Origin of the sequence: uncultured Ruegeria sp. (genome assembly GCF_947497005.1) — a bacterium.
Lineage (GTDB): Bacteria > Pseudomonadota > Alphaproteobacteria > Rhodobacterales > Rhodobacteraceae > Ruegeria.
Genome location: NZ_CANMFF010000006.1, coordinates 69,809 through 85,962, shown reverse-complemented (window position 1 = coordinate 85,962; position 16,154 = coordinate 69,809). Strand labels below are relative to the sequence as shown.

16 protein-coding genes are annotated in these 16,154 nt (G+C 56.4%); 8 read left to right on the top strand and 8 right to left on the bottom strand.

Going from position 1 to position 16,154, the window contains the following annotated elements; all coding sequences use genetic code 11:
* Nucleotides 1-32 precede the first annotated feature (32 nt).
* The 7 genes from Q0816_RS10160 to Q0816_RS10130 all read right to left on the bottom strand — a co-directional run bounded on the left by Q0816_RS10160 (nt 33) and on the right by Q0816_RS10130 (nt 9,120).
* Nucleotides 33-2,714 (bottom strand): arsenate reductase (azurin) large subunit, encoded by a 2,682-nt coding sequence (locus tag Q0816_RS10160; RefSeq protein ID WP_298850045.1) that lies wholly within the window; start codon nt 2,712-2,714, stop codon nt 33-35.
* 14 nt (nt 2,715-2,728) lie between these two features.
* The gene (locus Q0816_RS10155; protein ID WP_298850044.1) at nt 2,729-3,298 is read right to left on the bottom strand and encodes an arsenate reductase (azurin) small subunit; all 570 of its coding nucleotides are present in this window, start codon (nt 3,296-3,298) and stop codon (nt 2,729-2,731) included.
* Between the two features lie 5 nt (nt 3,299-3,303).
* The gene (locus tag Q0816_RS10150) at nt 3,304-4,491 is read right to left on the bottom strand and encodes a cytochrome c peroxidase (RefSeq protein WP_298850043.1); all 1,188 of its coding nucleotides are present in this window, start codon (nt 4,489-4,491) and stop codon (nt 3,304-3,306) included.
* A gap of 11 nt (nt 4,492-4,502) precedes the next feature.
* Nucleotides 4,503-5,609 (bottom strand): cytochrome c peroxidase, encoded by a 1,107-nt coding sequence (locus Q0816_RS10145; protein ID WP_298850042.1) that lies wholly within the window; start codon nt 5,607-5,609, stop codon nt 4,503-4,505.
* Nucleotides 5,610-5,866: 257 nt separating this feature from the next.
* On the bottom strand, nt 5,867-7,297 hold the full coding sequence (locus Q0816_RS10140; protein WP_298850041.1) for an NAD-dependent succinate-semialdehyde dehydrogenase: 1,431 nt from the start codon (nt 7,295-7,297) through the stop codon (nt 5,867-5,869).
* A gap of 81 nt (nt 7,298-7,378) precedes the next feature.
* Nucleotides 7,379-8,344, bottom strand: coding sequence for a LysR substrate-binding domain-containing protein (locus Q0816_RS10135; RefSeq protein ID WP_298850039.1), 966 nt, complete (start codon nt 8,342-8,344; stop codon nt 7,379-7,381).
* 2 nt (nt 8,345-8,346) lie between these two features.
* A complete protein-coding gene (locus Q0816_RS10130; RefSeq protein WP_298850038.1) occupies nt 8,347-9,120 on the bottom strand; it encodes an aspartate dehydrogenase in 774 nt (257 codons plus the stop codon).
* A gap of 147 nt (nt 9,121-9,267) precedes the next feature.
* Here Q0816_RS10130 and Q0816_RS10125 point away from each other — a divergent pair, with 147 nt between their 5' ends.
* The 5 genes from Q0816_RS10125 (at nt 9,268) to Q0816_RS10105 (ending at nt 13,722) form a co-directional block, all read left to right on the top strand.
* Nucleotides 9,268-10,221 (top strand): dihydrodipicolinate synthase family protein, encoded by a 954-nt coding sequence (locus Q0816_RS10125; RefSeq protein ID WP_298850037.1) that lies wholly within the window; start codon nt 9,268-9,270, stop codon nt 10,219-10,221.
* 106 nt (nt 10,222-10,327) lie between these two features.
* Complete coding sequence (locus tag Q0816_RS10120) at nt 10,328-10,870, top strand: 3-hydroxyanthranilate 3,4-dioxygenase (RefSeq protein ID WP_298850036.1); 543 nt, start codon at nt 10,328-10,330, stop codon at nt 10,868-10,870.
* 24 nt (nt 10,871-10,894) lie between these two features.
* Nucleotides 10,895-11,869: a TRAP transporter substrate-binding protein gene (locus tag Q0816_RS10115; protein ID WP_298850034.1), complete on the top strand. Its 975-nt coding sequence runs from the start codon at nt 10,895-10,897 to the stop codon at nt 11,867-11,869.
* A 63-nt stretch (nt 11,870-11,932) separates the two neighbouring features.
* Complete coding sequence (locus Q0816_RS10110) at nt 11,933-12,466, top strand: TRAP transporter small permease (RefSeq protein WP_298850033.1); 534 nt, start codon at nt 11,933-11,935, stop codon at nt 12,464-12,466.
* Entirely contained in the window at nt 12,463-13,722 is a 1,260-nt protein-coding gene (locus Q0816_RS10105) for a TRAP transporter large permease (RefSeq protein WP_298850032.1), read from the top strand. The genes Q0816_RS10110 and Q0816_RS10105 overlap by 4 nt, the downstream gene beginning before the upstream one ends.
* Nucleotides 13,723-13,743: 21 nt before the next feature.
* Here the strand turns inward: Q0816_RS10105 and Q0816_RS10100 are convergent, their stop codons facing one another.
* Nucleotides 13,744-14,655 carry a LysR family transcriptional regulator gene (locus Q0816_RS10100; protein WP_298850031.1) on the bottom strand — a complete coding sequence of 304 codons (912 nt, stop codon included), beginning with the start codon at nt 14,653-14,655 and terminating at the stop codon, nt 13,744-13,746.
* 99 nt (nt 14,656-14,754) lie between these two features.
* On the opposite strand from Q0816_RS10100, the gene Q0816_RS10095 reads away from it, so the two are divergent.
* The 3 genes from Q0816_RS10095 to Q0816_RS10085 all read left to right on the top strand — a co-directional run bounded on the left by Q0816_RS10095 (nt 14,755) and on the right by Q0816_RS10085 (nt 16,052).
* Nucleotides 14,755-15,045 carry a putative quinol monooxygenase gene (locus tag Q0816_RS10095; RefSeq protein WP_298850030.1) on the top strand — a complete coding sequence of 97 codons (291 nt, stop codon included), beginning with the start codon at nt 14,755-14,757 and terminating at the stop codon, nt 15,043-15,045.
* A 77-nt stretch (nt 15,046-15,122) separates the two neighbouring features.
* Nucleotides 15,123-15,671 carry a thioredoxin family protein gene (locus Q0816_RS10090; protein WP_298850029.1) on the top strand — a complete coding sequence of 183 codons (549 nt, stop codon included), beginning with the start codon at nt 15,123-15,125 and terminating at the stop codon, nt 15,669-15,671.
* Between the two features lie 3 nt (nt 15,672-15,674).
* A complete protein-coding gene (locus tag Q0816_RS10085) occupies nt 15,675-16,052 on the top strand; it encodes a VOC family protein (RefSeq protein ID WP_298850027.1) in 378 nt (125 codons plus the stop codon).
* Nucleotides 16,053-16,154: the final 102 nt, after the last annotated feature.

Here is a 16,154-nt window from a genome sequence, read left to right as displayed (position 1 = left end):
GACATGGCGTGCGTCCCCCGGAAACTTCTACATCAGGCGATGTCGCGCGGTGCAAAGGACATGGTGCGGAACGAGGTCTTGTAGGGGCTCGGCCCCAGTTTGCGAACCTTGGCAACGCCCATCTTGTAATTGTAGTTGCCGCTGATCCAGTCGACGATCCGGCCCTCAAGCGCATTTGCAGGCTGCTGCATGTGCAGGAAGTCCATGTAAACCACGCTTTTCTTGATGGCGGGCGTGACCATAGCCACGGCGGTGATCGCCGCCTTGGTCAACTCGATATGCCCGTTCTCCATCAGTTTCGAGAACTGGAAGTCATCACCTTCCACACCCAGCAGCGTGTGTTTGTTGCCCGGAACGCGTTCCGAATAGACCATCACATAGTCACCGCTTTCGATGCCACGCTCGACCGCGTCGTCGGGGTGAATTTCGACCCAGTTTTCTGGCCAGCGCTGCACGATATACGGGCGGCGGCGGTCATCGAAACCGGACTGCCAACGTTCGTTGATCCGGCCCGACGTCGCCCACAGCTCGCCTTCGTCCTTGTTCGGGCTCAGCCATTCCCAATAGTCCGAGAACAGGCCCCAAGGCGATTTCTGGATGTTGCACTTGCCGGTTTGGCTGTTGAAGTGCGTCAATTTCTTGTTGAACACATCTTTGCCGGCCGCACCGGTATCAGGCAGCGTGCGGGTCGTGTCGTGCAGGCGCTTGGTTTCGATCAGCGTGACACCGTCGGCATCTAGCATGACCGGGCACTGCACCCCATCGGTGCCGAATTCACGGACCTTCTGGTGCAGATCTTTGCCTTCTTTCTTGGCCAGACGATAGACGGCGTGGAAGTCCTTGCGCGACCCACGGGTAAAGCGCACGGCCTCTTCGGCGACCTCGTTCGAATTCTGCCAGTCGAATCCGTCAAAGCCCATCCGTGTGGCAAGCTGCGCAATGATCCACCAGTCGGGCTTCGCCGCACCGGGGGCATCATAGAACTTCTGGTACAGACGCAGGCGCCGTTCGCCGTTGGCCCGCAAGAAGTCTTCTTCGCCCCAGGTGGCTGCCGGGAACACGATGTCGGCGTAGCGGTTGCCGATCGGGTCCTGCAGGTAGATGTCCTGATTAATCACCACCATGCCGCCGCTGTCGGCGCGGGCCTTCAGCGTGTCGATCATTTCTTGCTTGTCGAAAGAGGCAATCTGATGCGGGTTGCGGACGGTCAGTTCCTCAAATTTGTCGGCCAGTTGCTGGCTGCCGCACATGGATTGAATCCAGGTGGTGCCGATTACATGGGCCATTCGGGTATGACCTGCGATCAGATACCGGTCGGTATCCATGGCGCGGCGACGGCGACCCGGCAGTTTCTCGGGCGATTTGTTGCGCGGGTATTTCCCGCCCTTGACGCCGCCCCGTTGGTGGCCACCGGCCCGGCCAATGACCTGACCCGGACGTCCACCACAGCCGCAGATGATACCCAAAGCCGAGATCGCCTGTGTGTTGCCGGTGTTGTTCGACCAATAGAACCCTTTCTCGATCATGATCGAAGTTTTCGGGCGCGAGCCATCATCCTTGGGTTTCGCCAGCCATTCGGCAGCCGTATAGATCTTCTGCACGTCGATCTCGGCTGTGGCCGCAGCAGTCTCAGGCGCGAATTCGTCCTGCGCCAGCAGCCACTCTTTCCAGTCCTTGAAACCCTTGGTCTGGAACTTGCCCCAGGTCGTGCGCCACTGCCATGGCGTGTTGCGAGTACCCTGACCAAAGCCCGACGAGCTTTCCCACTTGTTGTTGACCCATTTCTGGATCCAGTCGCTGTCTTCCCAGCCATTTTCCACAATGACGCGGGCGATGGCGTTGACGACCAGAAGGTCAGTACCGGGCAGTACGTCGATATGCAGACCACCCATCTTCTCGGCATGGGCCACACCGGCCGAACGGCGCGGGATCAGATAAATCTCTTTCTGACCGTTCTGCATCCCCTTCATCATCCATTGGGTATAGAGGATGGTCTTGGTCTCATACGGGTCGGTGCCGCAGACCAGCAACGTCTCTGCATCGCGCCAGTCTTCATACGACGGGCCGAAATTGTCGAAACCCGCATCCCGGAAACCAGGGGTCGAGGTCACATCGGACGGCGTGTCGTGGAAGGTGAAGTTCGCGGTGTTGATATGGCGTAGCGCGTATTTCGAGATCGCATAGGTGTTCTCGATATACTGGTAGCTGAAGGTCTTTACGCCATAGGCATTGGTGCCGTGCTTGGCGATCACGTAGTTGCCCACCTCAGCCGCCACATCCAGTGCCAGATCCCACGGAACCGGCATCAAGGTGCCATAGATCCGCAACAGTGGCGTCTTTAGACGGTCGCGTGTGGGCGTTTGCGGGTTATAGCATTTCTGCGCGATACACCCGCCCCGCAAGGAGCTGTCGCCGTCGGTGTTGACGGTTTTGTTGTCTTTGTCGGGGATAATCACGACGTGGTGCGGCTGGCCTTTGTGCAGCACGATATTGTGCTGGTTCGGAGCCACCCATGCGCCCAGCGGTGCGACAGGGAAATCCTCGCCAAAGGCGTTTTCATCCGCGCCGGGCCCACCGGATTTGGCCGTCACGGGCCAGCGGTAGACTTTGTAACCACAGGCCACGATGCAATAGTCGCAGGCGGTCGAGATGACCTCGGCGCCCTTGGGCGGCAGCGGGACGTTGGTTTCGGGTACGTAATACGGGGTTGCCATGATTCCGTTTCCCTTTATGCAATGAGGTTGTCGTAGCGGCCGTAGATCAGGCCAAACATGCCGACGGCGTAGATATCGTCACCATCGAGTTCCAGAAGGACTTGCGGCAGCGACTGATACGCCTGACCGGAGACCAGAATGCCGTGCCGAGTCACGTCGTAGGTCGACAGGTGCAGCGGGCATGGGCCCAGCACCTTATGTTCACCCTTGTACGTGTCGTAAAGCGATCCGCCCTGATGCGTACACGTCAGGTTGAACGCCACCACGTCCTTTTGCGGGCCGATGCCACCCCCACTTTCCACGCCGGTCTTGACCAGAATCGAGTCCGAATAATCGCCCTCATCCGGGTAGTAGAATTCGACCGGAACATCCTGTTCCAACTCAGAGAGTTTGCCGATCAGCTTGCGCGGATAGGTGGACACAAGGGCAGGAACCTGTTCGGCCTGACCGTGGCGGGTGGGCATGGCCACCATCACGGCAAAGGTCGTGGCACCCGAGGCGAACAGGAATTGGCGGCGATTCACGGTGCAGGCTTTCTTGGCTTCACCCGAACAACTGCATCCGGTTGCGTTATGATCAGTCATGACGCTTACTCCTCTGCTGCAACCGCAGGAAGCGGCTGATAATCCGGCAGGTCGGGTTCTTCGATCAGAAGTTCCTCGCCGGACAGGGATTTCAGGAAGGCCACCAAATCCGTCTTTTCTTGATCATTCAGACCAAGGGGTTGGATCAGCTGGGATTTATTCGCTGAGAATTCGTTCTCGCCGCCGCCCTGGTTGTAGAATTCGACCACATCCTCGAGCGTCTCCAGCATGCCGTTGTGCATGTAGGGTTCGGTATAAAGGGTGTAACGCAGGCTTGGCGTGCGGAACTTTCCCTTGTCGACCTTTTCCTTGGTGCGGAAATAGAAGCCGGGGTCATCCTTGGTGTGGCGATACATCTCTTCGGTCGAGCCTTTGGCATAAAGTTCGTACCGGAAGGTAACTTGCGCCAGACCATCATCCTGCCAACCGTCATAGGCGGGCACGCCGGTGTTGTAGTACTTCTCATCCGACAGTAGCGCACCGTTGTGGCATTCGGAACACTGCGCCTTGCCGGCGAACAACTCCAGCCCGCGTTTCTGTTCCTCGGTCAGTGCCGCATCGTCCCCGCGCAGATAGTTGTCGAAGGGCGTGTCGGTCTGAACGATGGTCCGTTCAAACGCTGCAATGGCCCGCCATGCGTTGCCGATGCGCGGCCGATGATCCCCAAAGACGTCGTTGAACCGCTGGACATATTCGGGAACGAAGGCCAGACGGGCCTCCATCATGTCAGCCTCACCGTTACCGGCAACTGCACCGCCCGCAGCGGATTTGGCCTGGCTTTCAAGGCTCTTGGATGAGCCCGCCCAGAACAGTTTGCCGTAATAGGCTGAATTCACGATGGTCTGGCTGTTGCGCCAGTGGGTTGTACCGGGATAGCCGAACGAGATCGGGGCCTCGACGTCCCAGCCGACATCCGGCAGGTGGCAGGCGGAACAAGGCGTCGATGGGTTGCCACCCAGACGCGGATCGAAGAACAGCATCTTGCCAAGCTCAATCTTGGCTTCGGTTTGCGGGTTGTCCAGCGGAATTGGAGGCTCGCCCAGAGCCACCAGTGGCGCATCAGGATCGGGATCTGACCCGCCGATACCGGCCTCAATCTCCATACTGGTTTCCGCAGCGGCCTGCGAGCCAAGAACGGCAAACAGGGCAGCGGTGGCGATTGTGCCTTTGAGATAAGACGAAAGGTCTTTCATGGGTCCACTCCTCAGTTTGTCGCGTCTTGCCAGTTTTCGATCGGCTCGTAGAAGGTATCGACCTCCTCGGCGACGAATTCGGGGCCGGTCAGTGGATCGCCGGACAGCGCCTTGAGGAAAGCCACCAATTGCGCTTGCTCGGTCTCGTTCAGGTTCAGCGGCTTGATGCGCGGATCCTTGTTTTCATCGTCACCGCCACCTGCGTTGTAGAAGGCCACCACATCTTCAAGCGTTTCCAGCGTACCGTTGTGCATATACGGCGCAGTAAAGGTCAGCTCGCGCAGCGTAGGGGTCATGAAGGTGCCGAAGGTATCGGCGGTGTGGGTGCGGATATAGGCGCCCGGATCAGCGCGTAGGTTCATGTAGTTTTCGACACCCAGGAACTTCATCATGGTCACAAAGGTGATGTGACGTTCCGGGGTCGCCCAGATTTCGGGGTTGTCACCCACACCGATATTGTGCGGCAGGTCGTCGGTGAACCGCTCGCCCGAATGGCACGAGTTGCAGCCGCTGGCATTGAACAGCTCATACCCGGCCTTAGCTTCTTCTGACATCTCACCGGTGTCAAACAGAGCCCCGCGCGAGATCAGCGTTTTCAGGTATTCCGGGATCGCATTGCGGACACCACCGTTAGAGGGCTCGCCAAATCCGGCTGCTTCGAACATCTCGACATAGACCGGATCCTGCTTGATGCGTTCCTGCATCAGGCGCATGTCCATGTTCATGGAATACGTCTCGGTGATGCTTTCGCGGGTCACGTCGTTAAGGTTGGTGCCAATTCGCCCGTCATGAAACCACGCCGCGCGCTTGGCGCTGTTGATCAGCGTGGGCACGTTGCGGAAATGCAAGCTGCCGGCATAGGCGTCCGACAAGGCCTGTCCGTCAGTAAAGCCGTTTTCCGGCTGGTGGCAACTGGCGCAGGACAACTCGGTGTCGCCGGACAGTCGCGGATCAAAAAACAAACGTTTGCCAAGGGCCGCTTTGGCAGGATCAAACTCTATGGGTTCTACCGGGCTCGGCTCTTGCGCCTGGGCCTGGTGAACCGGGTAAGCAACGCCCATCGACAGCAATGAAACTGTAGACAGCGCCGAGAACCATGTTCTGGCTTTGGTCATCATCTAAGTGCCTCTTTTCGCAAATCCGGTCTCCCCGGATGGCCAGGGACCGATATCGTGAATTATAAAGGCAGCTGCTTTCTGATGATTTGATCGAGGTTAAATTATTGGAAGAAATATTAAAAATGTTCTGGAGTAAAAGTCATTTTGGACCTGATTGTTCAGGCAAGAGTTTGAACATCCAATGGTTTCTGTGTCCCGGTCCGTGATGCTTGTTTGACCGAGCAAAATTGCGCGAACACCGGCGCAGGCTGTCTTCTTCAGACGATTCTAACTGAATGCCAGACATTCTTAACGGTCATGTAATTCTCAAGGCCCTCGGTTCCGCCTTCCCGGCCATAGCCGCTGGATTTCACCCCTCCGAACGGTGTTTCCGGCATCGAGGCCTCAAGTGTGTTGATCGACAGGTTGCCGACCTCGACCTCGTCGATAAGACGATCGATATAATCGGCTCTGTTGGTGAAGGCGTACCCGGCCAGCCCGTAGGGAACGGAATTCGCCTGCGCGATCGCATCATCCAGCGATGCCACAGGATTGATGACCGCAACCGGGCCAAATGGTTCCTCTTGCATGATCCGCGCCGTTTTCGGCACGTTCAAAAGAACGGTGGGTTCGAAGAAATACCCCCTGTCACCAATGCGCGAGCCACCTGTGGCCAAAGTTGCGCCCTGTGCCACAGCGTCTTTTACCAGTTCGGTTAGCGCGGGCACACGTCGGTCGTTGGCCGTAGGGCCCATTTCGACTGCTGCATCTAAGCCATTTCCGACGATTGTGACCCTGGCGCGCGCGACAAAGTCAGCTGCATAGGCGTCAAAGATGCCCTCATGCGCAAAAAACCGCGTTGGCGACGTGCAGACCTGACCGGCGTTGCGCATCTTTCGTACCGCGCTGGAAACGGCTGCTGTTTGTACATCCGTATCTTCGCAAACGATAACCGGTGCATGGCCGCCCAGTTCCATCAGCACCCGGGTGTCATGTTGGGCCGCCAGGGTAGTCAAATGCCGACCAACGGTGGTCGAACCTGTGAAGGCTACCAAACGTACGGGGTCCTGCGGGATCAGGTGACCGGAAATCTCGGAAGGTTCGCCGAACACCAAATTCAGAACACCCGCGGGCAGACCAGCATCTTCGAACGCTTTTACAATATGCATCGCTCCGGCAGGTGTTTCTTCGGCCGCCTTCAGGATCACCGAGCAGCCCGAGGCCAACGCACCGGCGATTTTTCGGGCAGGTTGGCTCATCGGGAAGTTCCACGGTGAAAACGCAGCGACAACACCGATGGGTTGGTGATGCACTGCGAATTTGTGACCCTGAGCTGCCGGAATGATCCGCCCATAAGTCCGCATCGCCTCGCCCGCATCCCATTCAAAGAACTCGGCCCCCCGGATGACCTCAAGCCGGGCTTGTTTCAAAGGTTTGCCATGTTCCAAAGTGATAGAGCGCGCAATTTCGTCCTGACGTTCACGCATCAGGGCTGCCGCCCGCAGGATCGTATCAGCACGTTCGCGCGGAGAGATTCGGCTCCACAATCGGAGACCTTTGACGGCAGCCTCCAACGCGTCATCGAGGTCTATCACTGATGCGCAGGGCAGCCGCCCGAGCTCTTCTTCGGTTGCTGGGTTGAGAACCGGGATGCCCCGGTTGGTTTTCCGCCACGTGCCGTCGATGAACAGCTTAAGCTCTGGATACATAAAACCGGTGCCTCCACTTGCCTTGTTTTCAGATCGCGCAATGCTTCGTATTACTTCAAGCGAATTGAACAAATACGGGTATCAATTTGACGAATAGCTGGTTTGTTTGCCCTGCGCCGCCCGATGCAAAGCCGTTTTGAAAGCCCGTCCTGCTGGCGACAGATCATCGTCCGCGCGGAAGGATACCCCAATTGGCCCCTGCCCAAAGGGGACTGCCCAGGCAAGCCGGACAAGGTGCTCGTTTTTGATATCCTGCGCGACGACCTCGGCAGGCATAAGGCCGATCAGATCACGCGATTGCAGCAACGTGCGGTTCGTCAGATAAGACACAGATTCGATCATGACCGGCGGCACATATTGCTGCTGGCCAACAAAGAAATGATCGACCTGACGCCGCAATGTGGTCTCTTGCGGAGGAAGAATCCATCCAAAGGGTTTGGTTTGGGCAAACGTCACGTCTTTGCGACTGGCCAGCGGGTGTTGAGGGCCAACAACGGCTAAGATTCGATCCTCGAACAGTTTTTCCTGACGGATCTTGTCGCGATGCCGATGCGAGGGCAGACGACCCACAACCATGTCGATCTCTCCCGACAGCAGCCGAGGCATCAGCACTTCATTGGTGCCTTCGCTGATCTTGACCGCCACACTTGGGCGGCCTTCCAACAGCAGTTCAATGGCCGCAGGCAAAAGGCTGGTCGACGCAGCAAGCAATGTGCCCACCACGACGCGACCCGAGTTACCCTCGTTCAGGTCGTCCAGTTCCTGTGCCGCGTTCGACACCTGCGCAAAGATCAATTTGCCATGGCGGATCAGGGTTTCGCCAAAGACCGTCGGTACAACACCACGATTGGTGCGGGTGAATAATTTGACTTCGAAGTCCAGCTCAAGATCCTGAATCATCTTGGTTGCCGCGGGTTGAGAGATACCCAACTCGCGCGCGGCATTCTGGATATTTCCATGCGCGCCTACAGCAACCAGCAGACGCAGTTGGCGCAGCTTCAACCGGGTCAAAGCACGATCAACGATGCGAGAGTGACGCCCAACCATTGCTACAGCACAATCGGTTTGCAAAGCTGGTCAAGCTTGGACAGCACGCTCATGGCGGCCAATGCCGAGCTGCGCGGATTGTCGGGCAATGCGGTGCCGCTGATCCGAAACTGAAAGGTACCAAAATCGCCTTCGGCCTCGACCTCGTGAATGTTCTTGTGAATCGTCGGGTCGGCGATCAGACGAACCTGAGTGTCGTCAAACCCCACACCTGCCAATGCCACCGCCGCCGCTACGTTGGCATTCTTGGGGTATGCCAACGCGGCCTCTCGCGCAGAGCCCTGAAAGTGCGTTTCAGCGGCACTGATGCGACTTAGATCAAGACGATGTTCAGCCAGTGACCCTTTCCACCCCGCAGGTGGTTTGCGCCCCACATAGGTAACGGACTTGAGAGGACCGACTGCCGCAGCGCTCAAGCAATCCAACCCGCCGATGGCGCCGCTTGCCAGATGCAAACGCCCCCCACCCTGTCGCGCCGCGCTTTCCAACCGATCCGCTATTTTCTGGTCCGCCAACGCACCTACAGAAACGCTAATGATATCCATGCCATTTGCCAGGATGTCCGGCCCCAGACCCGCCAAAGCCTCGTGCCCTGCGCAATCCAGAACCATGTCGATCCCGGCCGGCAGGTCGTCAATTGAACCGACTGACAGGGGCATTTTTGAAGCAACGCGGTGCGGCCTGACCAGAATGGCCGCCAATTCATGCCCATGCTCTGGCAGTGCGCGCTGCACATATTGCGCAATTGCGCCGGTTCCGATGACTGCGGTTTTCATGCCTGAACTCTAGACCAGCATTGAAAAAACCTGAATTGATAAGTTGATGATATAATTTTTTCAGATAGCCATTTCCCTGAAATCCCGCTGGATCGACCGTGTCAATGTGCTTTTCATTGGGTCAAAGCCACAGGGACCGCGCAAAAAATGAAATACACAAAAGACGACGCAAAAAATTATGCCCGCGAAAACATGACGGGGATCTGGGCCGCAGCGTTGAATCCGTTCAACGAAGATCTGTCGCTGGATGAGATCGGGCTGCGTGCAAACATCCGCCATTGGATCGACGATCTGGAAATTCAAGGCCTGTTCGTCGCTGGCAAACAGGGCGAGTTCTTTTCAATGAGTATCGAAGAGCGCAAACGGAATTTCGAAATTGCCGTCGACGAATGCGCAGGCAAGGCCGGGGTTATAGTCTCGGTCTCGGATCAGAACATGAATACGGCGTTGGAATTGGCCCATCATGCCCAGAATTGCGGTGCCGATTACATTGTGCTTCACGCCCCGGTTCTGAGTTTCGTGCAGGATCGCGGCGAAGTTTTATATCAGTATTACAAACGGTTCTGCGATGAGCTGGATATCGGTATCGCCATGTGGAGCCATCCTGACAGCGGCTATTTGATGCAACCCGAAGAATGCGCACGTATCGCGGAATTGCCAAATATCGTGGCAATCAAATATTCGGTCCCGCGTGAGATGTATGTTAAGCTGACCCATATGGTTGGTGACAAGATCCATGTCTCGACTTCGGCCGAACACGAGTGGCTGGATAACATCCTGGAACTTGACTGGAAGCTTTATCTTTGCTCGTCTCCGCCTTATCAGCTGCAAAGCAAGGTCGATCAGCGGATGAACGAATACACGCGCCTGGCGTTTGCCGGAAAGGCGGATGAAGCGCGACGTGTCTTTGACAGCCTCAACCCCGTTCGCGATGCGATGAAACGCGCGCGTCCGGCAGGAAAACCAACGTCCTTTGGAAAATATTGGCAAGAGTTGCTGGGTCAGGTTGGTGGCCGCGTACGCCCGCCGATGCTGGAATTAAGCGACGCCGAAAAAACGATCATTCGCAAAGCGTTCGACGAATGCGGTCTGCGTGTCTGAGCCGGCCCCGCGCATGGCACTATAAAGAAATCTGATAGCTAGATGCTGATAAATTCTTTGCTGTTATGGAAAAACGCGCCAAACTTTCGGCGATAGGGAGTGGGACATGTCAAAACTGAAAGCGTTCAACTTTAAGGCCTGGATCGACGAACACCGCCATCTGCTCAAGCCACCTGTAGGCAATCGCCAGGTCTGGGAAGATGCCGATCTGATGGTTACGGTTGTTGGCGGGCCGAACAAGCGAACCGATTACCACGACGATCCGGTGGAAGAGTTCTTCTATCAACTTGAAGGCGACATGGTGCTGAAAATCTATGACGGAGAGGAATTCTATGATGTTCCCATCCGTGAAGGCGAGGTTTTCCTGCTGCCGCCGCATGTGCGCCATTCCCCGCAACGCCCACAGGAAGGTTCGATCGGGCTTGTAATCGAACCCAAGCGCCAGACCGGAGAGCTGGATGCCATTGAATGGTATTGCTTTGAATGCGGAACACTGGTGCATCGAGCGGAAATGCAGCTAAAGTCCATCGTTGATGACCTGCCTCCGGTTTACCAGAAGTTCTATGCGTCTGAAGAGGATCGCACATGTCCCAACTGCCGGGCGGTGCATCCGGGCAAGGAACCGCCCGAGGGTTGGGTCACGTTGTAAAAAAAAGATCGAACAGGGGAAGTTATGAAACATTTTACAAAAATCGCCGCCTCTGCGGCTGTTCTGGCAATGTCATCCGTGGTCGTTCAGGCCGAGGAATTCCGGCTGGGTCTGATCACGCCACCACCTCATATCTGGACCAAAGCCGCCGAGGCGTTTGGGACCGAGCTGAACGAAGCCAGTGATGGCGCGCATTCGGTGTCGGTTTTCCCGGCGCGCCAGTTGGGGAACGAAGCCGAAATGCTTCAGCAATTGCAGACTGGCGCGTTGGATATGGCCTTCATGACCGTGGCCGAAGTTTCAAACCGCGCGCCCGAGTTGGGCGCGTTTTACGCCCCTTATCTGGCAGATGATATTGGCCATGCGGGGCGCATTCTGCGGTCCGACACGGCCATTTCCATGCTGGAACCACTGCCAGGTCAGGTCGGTGTTGTGGGCTTGGGATATGGCATGGCTGGTCTTCGCCAGATCGTCAGTCGCGGTGAGGTTTCTTCCGCCGAGGACCTGTCAGGCCTGAAACTGCGGATCACGCCCTTCACGCCCATCCTTGATTTCTACAATGCAGTGGGGGCAGCGCCCACCCCAATGCCATTGCCTGCGGTCTATGATGCTTTGGCCAACGGCCAGGTCGATGCTATCGACATGGATGCCGAGCTGATCTGGGTTCTGAAATACTATGAGCACGCCGACACAATCGTGCAATCGGATCACATGATGTTCCCCATGGTCGGGCTTGTATCAGCCAAGGTCTGGGCCGGTTTGTCTGAAGAAGACCGGGCCATGATTGCTGAACTGATGGCCAAACATGTCGACAGCACGATCGATGCGTATGTCGAAAACGATGCCAAATGGCTGGAACAGATCGAAGGCACGGGCAAGGCCTATAAAAAGGTCGACGCCTCGTTCTTTGGCGATGCGATTGAAGAGTGGAACGGGATCTGGTCTGAAAAGACCTCTTCGCTTGACGCTTTGCGGCAGACTGCGGCAGAAACAAAATAACGAAAACGGCATGACGAAAAGGGCGCAGGTCGATCCTGCGCCCTTTTTCACGGGAGAACAGCGATGTTGTATCGGCTGTCGGCTGGCTTGGCGCGGGTCGAATTGTGGTGCGCCGCCTTTCTGGCGGTCTGCATAACGGCTTTGATCTTGCTGAACGTCGTGACGCGCACGGCGGGCAACGCCCTGTTTTGGGTTGATGAGCTGGCGATTTACGCCATGGTCTGGATGACTTTTCTGGGGGCGTCCGCCGCATTGCACCATCGCAGTTCGGTGTCGATCTCCATTATTTCCGACATCGTGCCGGATCGCGTGAAACGACTGATCCGCAAGATTGTGGATGTGGTCGTATTCGCCTTTTCCCTGGCGATGCTGTGGTTCTGCTGGCGCTGGTTCCTCCCTTTGGACATTACCCGCAGCGGCTTTGACATCGAGGCCTTTCAGGGTCAGACATTCAATTTCATCTATGCCGAGCCGACGCTTACCCTTGGCCTGCCGAAATACCTGTTCTGGGTGGTCATGTGGATTTTTGCTCTTGGCGCGACGTTGCATTCAACCATGCATCTGCTGAGCACCCCGGCGCAGGGGACGCAGCCATGAGCCCCGTTGTCTTTCTCGCCACCTTGCTTCTGTCTGTACCGGTGGCAATCGTGCTGACCATCACGGCCATCTGGTACATTTGGGAAAGCGGCAACACGGTTCTTTATGACAGCTTTGCGCAGAAGATGTTCAGTGGGCTTGAGAATTACGGCCTTCTGGCGATTCCGCTTTTCATGCTGACAGGCGAATTGATGAACGAAGGCGGTATGACCCGACGCCTTGTCGCGCTGGCCCGGGTGTTCGTCGGCGGGTTTCGCGGCGGGCTGGCCTATATCAACTTGCTGGCAAACATGTTCATGGCGGCAATCATCGGGTCTGCGACGGCGCAGATCGCGGTGATGTCGCGCGCCATGGTTCCCGCGATGGAAGAGGAAGGCTACGACAAAGGCTTCGCTGCTGCAACAACTGCCGCAGGCGGGCTTCTGGCCCCGGTGATCCCACCGTCGATGATGTTTGTGATCTTCGGGGTTTTGGCACAGATTCCGATTGGTGACATGTTCATTGCCGGAATCCTGCCCGGTTTGATCCTCGCCTGTGCTTTTGCTCTGGTCATCACCTTGATTGGGTGGCGGCAACAATTCCCAAAGGGGAGATGGATGACGCGCGGCGAAGCCGTACACGCGCTGGTCAGCGCGGTCCCTGCCCTGTTGATCCCAATGTCGATCATAGGCGGCATTCTGTTCGGGATCGCCACGCCAACTGAATCCGCCGCCATTGCATCCCTGATCGCATTTCTGGTGGGCTGGCTTGTCTATGGCGACTTGAAACCGCGGAATCTGCCAGAGATGTTCAAACGCACTGCGGCCAATGCCTCGATGATCCTGTTCATGATCGCCGCAGCCGGTGTGTTTGGCTGGGTCATCATCTATGAGGAGATACCACAGCAACTGGCCGGGTTGATCACGTCTGTCACCTCGGACCCGTTTGTGTTTCTTTTGATCGTGAACCTTGCGTTGTTGCTGGTTGGAATGGTGATTGATGGCATCGCCGCGATTATCCTGATCACACCGATCCTGTTGCCCATCGCAACCGGCTCATACGACATCAGCCCCTATCAGTTCGGCATCGTTGCCTGCCTGAACCTTGTGCTTGGGCTGCTGACACCCCCGGTCGGGATCGGATTGTACATCGCCTCATCCATGAGCGGCACAACACCCGGATCGATCCTGAAATCGCTCTGGCCATTTCTGATCGCGGTAACTTTGGTGTTGTTTTTGCTCAGCTATTATCCAAGTCTGTCAACGCTGCTCATCTGAAGGTGGGGCGCAACTCTGTGCTCATGCTGTGTACCGCGCTGCTTTCACACGCAGCTGAACGGCAGTTGTAAGAAAATCGGCAAAAGCGTTGACCCGTCGGGGCTGAGCACGCGCCGGAGGGAACAACATCTGCAATGGCGTCGGCGGCGGTGAATACTCTGACAGGACCTCTTCCAGACGACCAAAGCGAATGTCCTCACCCACATCCAACTGGGATTTCAGGATAATGCCATGCCCGTCCAGCGCCCATTGTCGGACCAACGCACCATCATTGGCGACGCGATCCCCGTGAACGGTGACGGCTTGTGCTTTGGTACCGGAACCAAATCTCCAGACATTATCAAGTTGGGTGCCAAAGCGCATGACGAGGCAGTTGTGATTTTTCAAATCCAGCGGCGTCGCAGGGCGTCCAGCCCGGTCAAAATAGTCAGGCGTCGCACAAATCACCCGACGAACTGACGTTAGTCGACGCGTCCGCAACGTGCTGTCTTCGACCTGGCCGAAGCGCAACGCTATGTCAAAGCCTTCCCCGACAACATCGATAAACCCATCAGACAGAAATAATTCGACGGAAATGGCCAAGTGGGCCTTCACGAACTCGGCGATTGCAGGCGACACGACAGAACGACCCAAGTCGCTTGGTGCGGAGATTCGTATCGGCCCCGTCAGCGTCTGGGCCCCCAATCGTATTCGGGTGTCCAGATCCTGGACCTCGGTCAAAACGCTGTGCGCGCCCTCAATCAATGTGCGACCTTCCTCGGTCAGGCTGATTGAACGCGTGGTCCGGTTCAGCAGAACCACACCATAATGTGCTTCAAGCGCCGCAAGACGCTCGGACACTGTTGTCGCCGACAGTCCGGTGGACCGGGCGGCAGCGGTCAAAGAGCCTTTTTCGACGATTTGCAAAAACAGGGAAATGTTATCCAGCAGCATTATCCGGTTCTACCGGATTATAAATCCGATTGTCCAATGTTTATCCGGCTTAGTCTTTGGAATAGATACAAGGCAACAAAATTAACAGGAATATCTGACATGTCCAAACTGACCATTGTTGCGAACATCAAAGCCAACCCGGACCAGATCGATCTGGTCAAGGCAGAGCTGATCAAGCTGATCGAGATCACCCGTGCCGAAGAAGGCTGCATCAACTATGATCTGCATCAGGACAACGACAACCCCGCACATTTTCTATTCCATGAAAACTGGGAAAGCCGCGACCTGTGGCAGGCACATATGGGGAATCAGCATCTGGCAGACTATCTGAATGCGACAGAAGGCGCGGTAGCAGAGTTCACGCTCAACGAAATGACGGTTATCGGCTAAACTGGTCGAACTGACATTGCCCTTCTATCCCCCCCAGGACAGGCGCTGGCAACCTTACTCTAAGTACGAGATTGAACATGCTGCTCGACACTCCAATTTGCGATTATGGCTGGAAAGCCCCGGACTTCACGCTGAAAGACCCGAATGGTCAATCTTTTACCATGTCCGACCATCTGTCGAACGGCTTGCTCATCGCCTTCATTTGCAACCACTGCCCTTATGTCAGAACCATCGCGGACCGGTTGGCGCAGGACATGGACCTGCTGATGTCGAAAGGAATTGGTGTACTGGCAGTCATGTCTAACGATTATCGCGACTACGCAGAAGATGCCCCGCCCAGAATGCTGGAATTCGCGCGCAGTAACGGGTTCACTTTCCCCTACCTCGTGGACGAGGACCAAACCGTGGGCCAGGCATATGGCGCGGTGTGCACGCCTGATTTCTTCGGGCTGAACTCTGAAGGGATGCTGCAATACCGGGGCCGTCTGGAGAATCTGGGCCCCGGCCTAGCAGGTGAGCGTCAACCGGAACTGGTCAATGCGATGCTGCAAATTGCCGAAACCGGGCGCGGTCCCCAAGATCAGATTCCATCTATGGGATGTTCGATCAAATGGACACGAGGGTAGACCATGGGGATTGCTTCGCTTGATCATGTCAACCTGCGCACCACACGTCTTGACGAGATGATTGAATGGTATGGCGATGTGCTGGGGATGGCGGTCGGTCCACGCCCGCCCTTCCCTTTCCCCGGAGCCTGGCTGTATGCCGGTGAACGCGCCTGCGTGCATCTTGTTGGCGTCGAGGCCGAGGCCACAGGATCGGAGACCGAACTGAAGCTCGAGCATTTCGCCTTTTCAGCGAACGGATTGGATCGCTTCGAAGCGCATCTCGAAACAAGCGGCATTTCCTATCGTCGCGTGGATGTACCGGCAGTCAATGTCATTCAGGTGAACGTTTGGGATCCGGATGGCAATCACATCCACATCGACTTTCCGTCTGACGAATAAATTCGAGAGGCTCGGATACCGTTTCAGGCAAAGAAGTAATTGGTCCCGGAATTTGAAGGCTTGACCGGAATTGCCCGGTCGTCCTTGATAGGATTGAGGTTT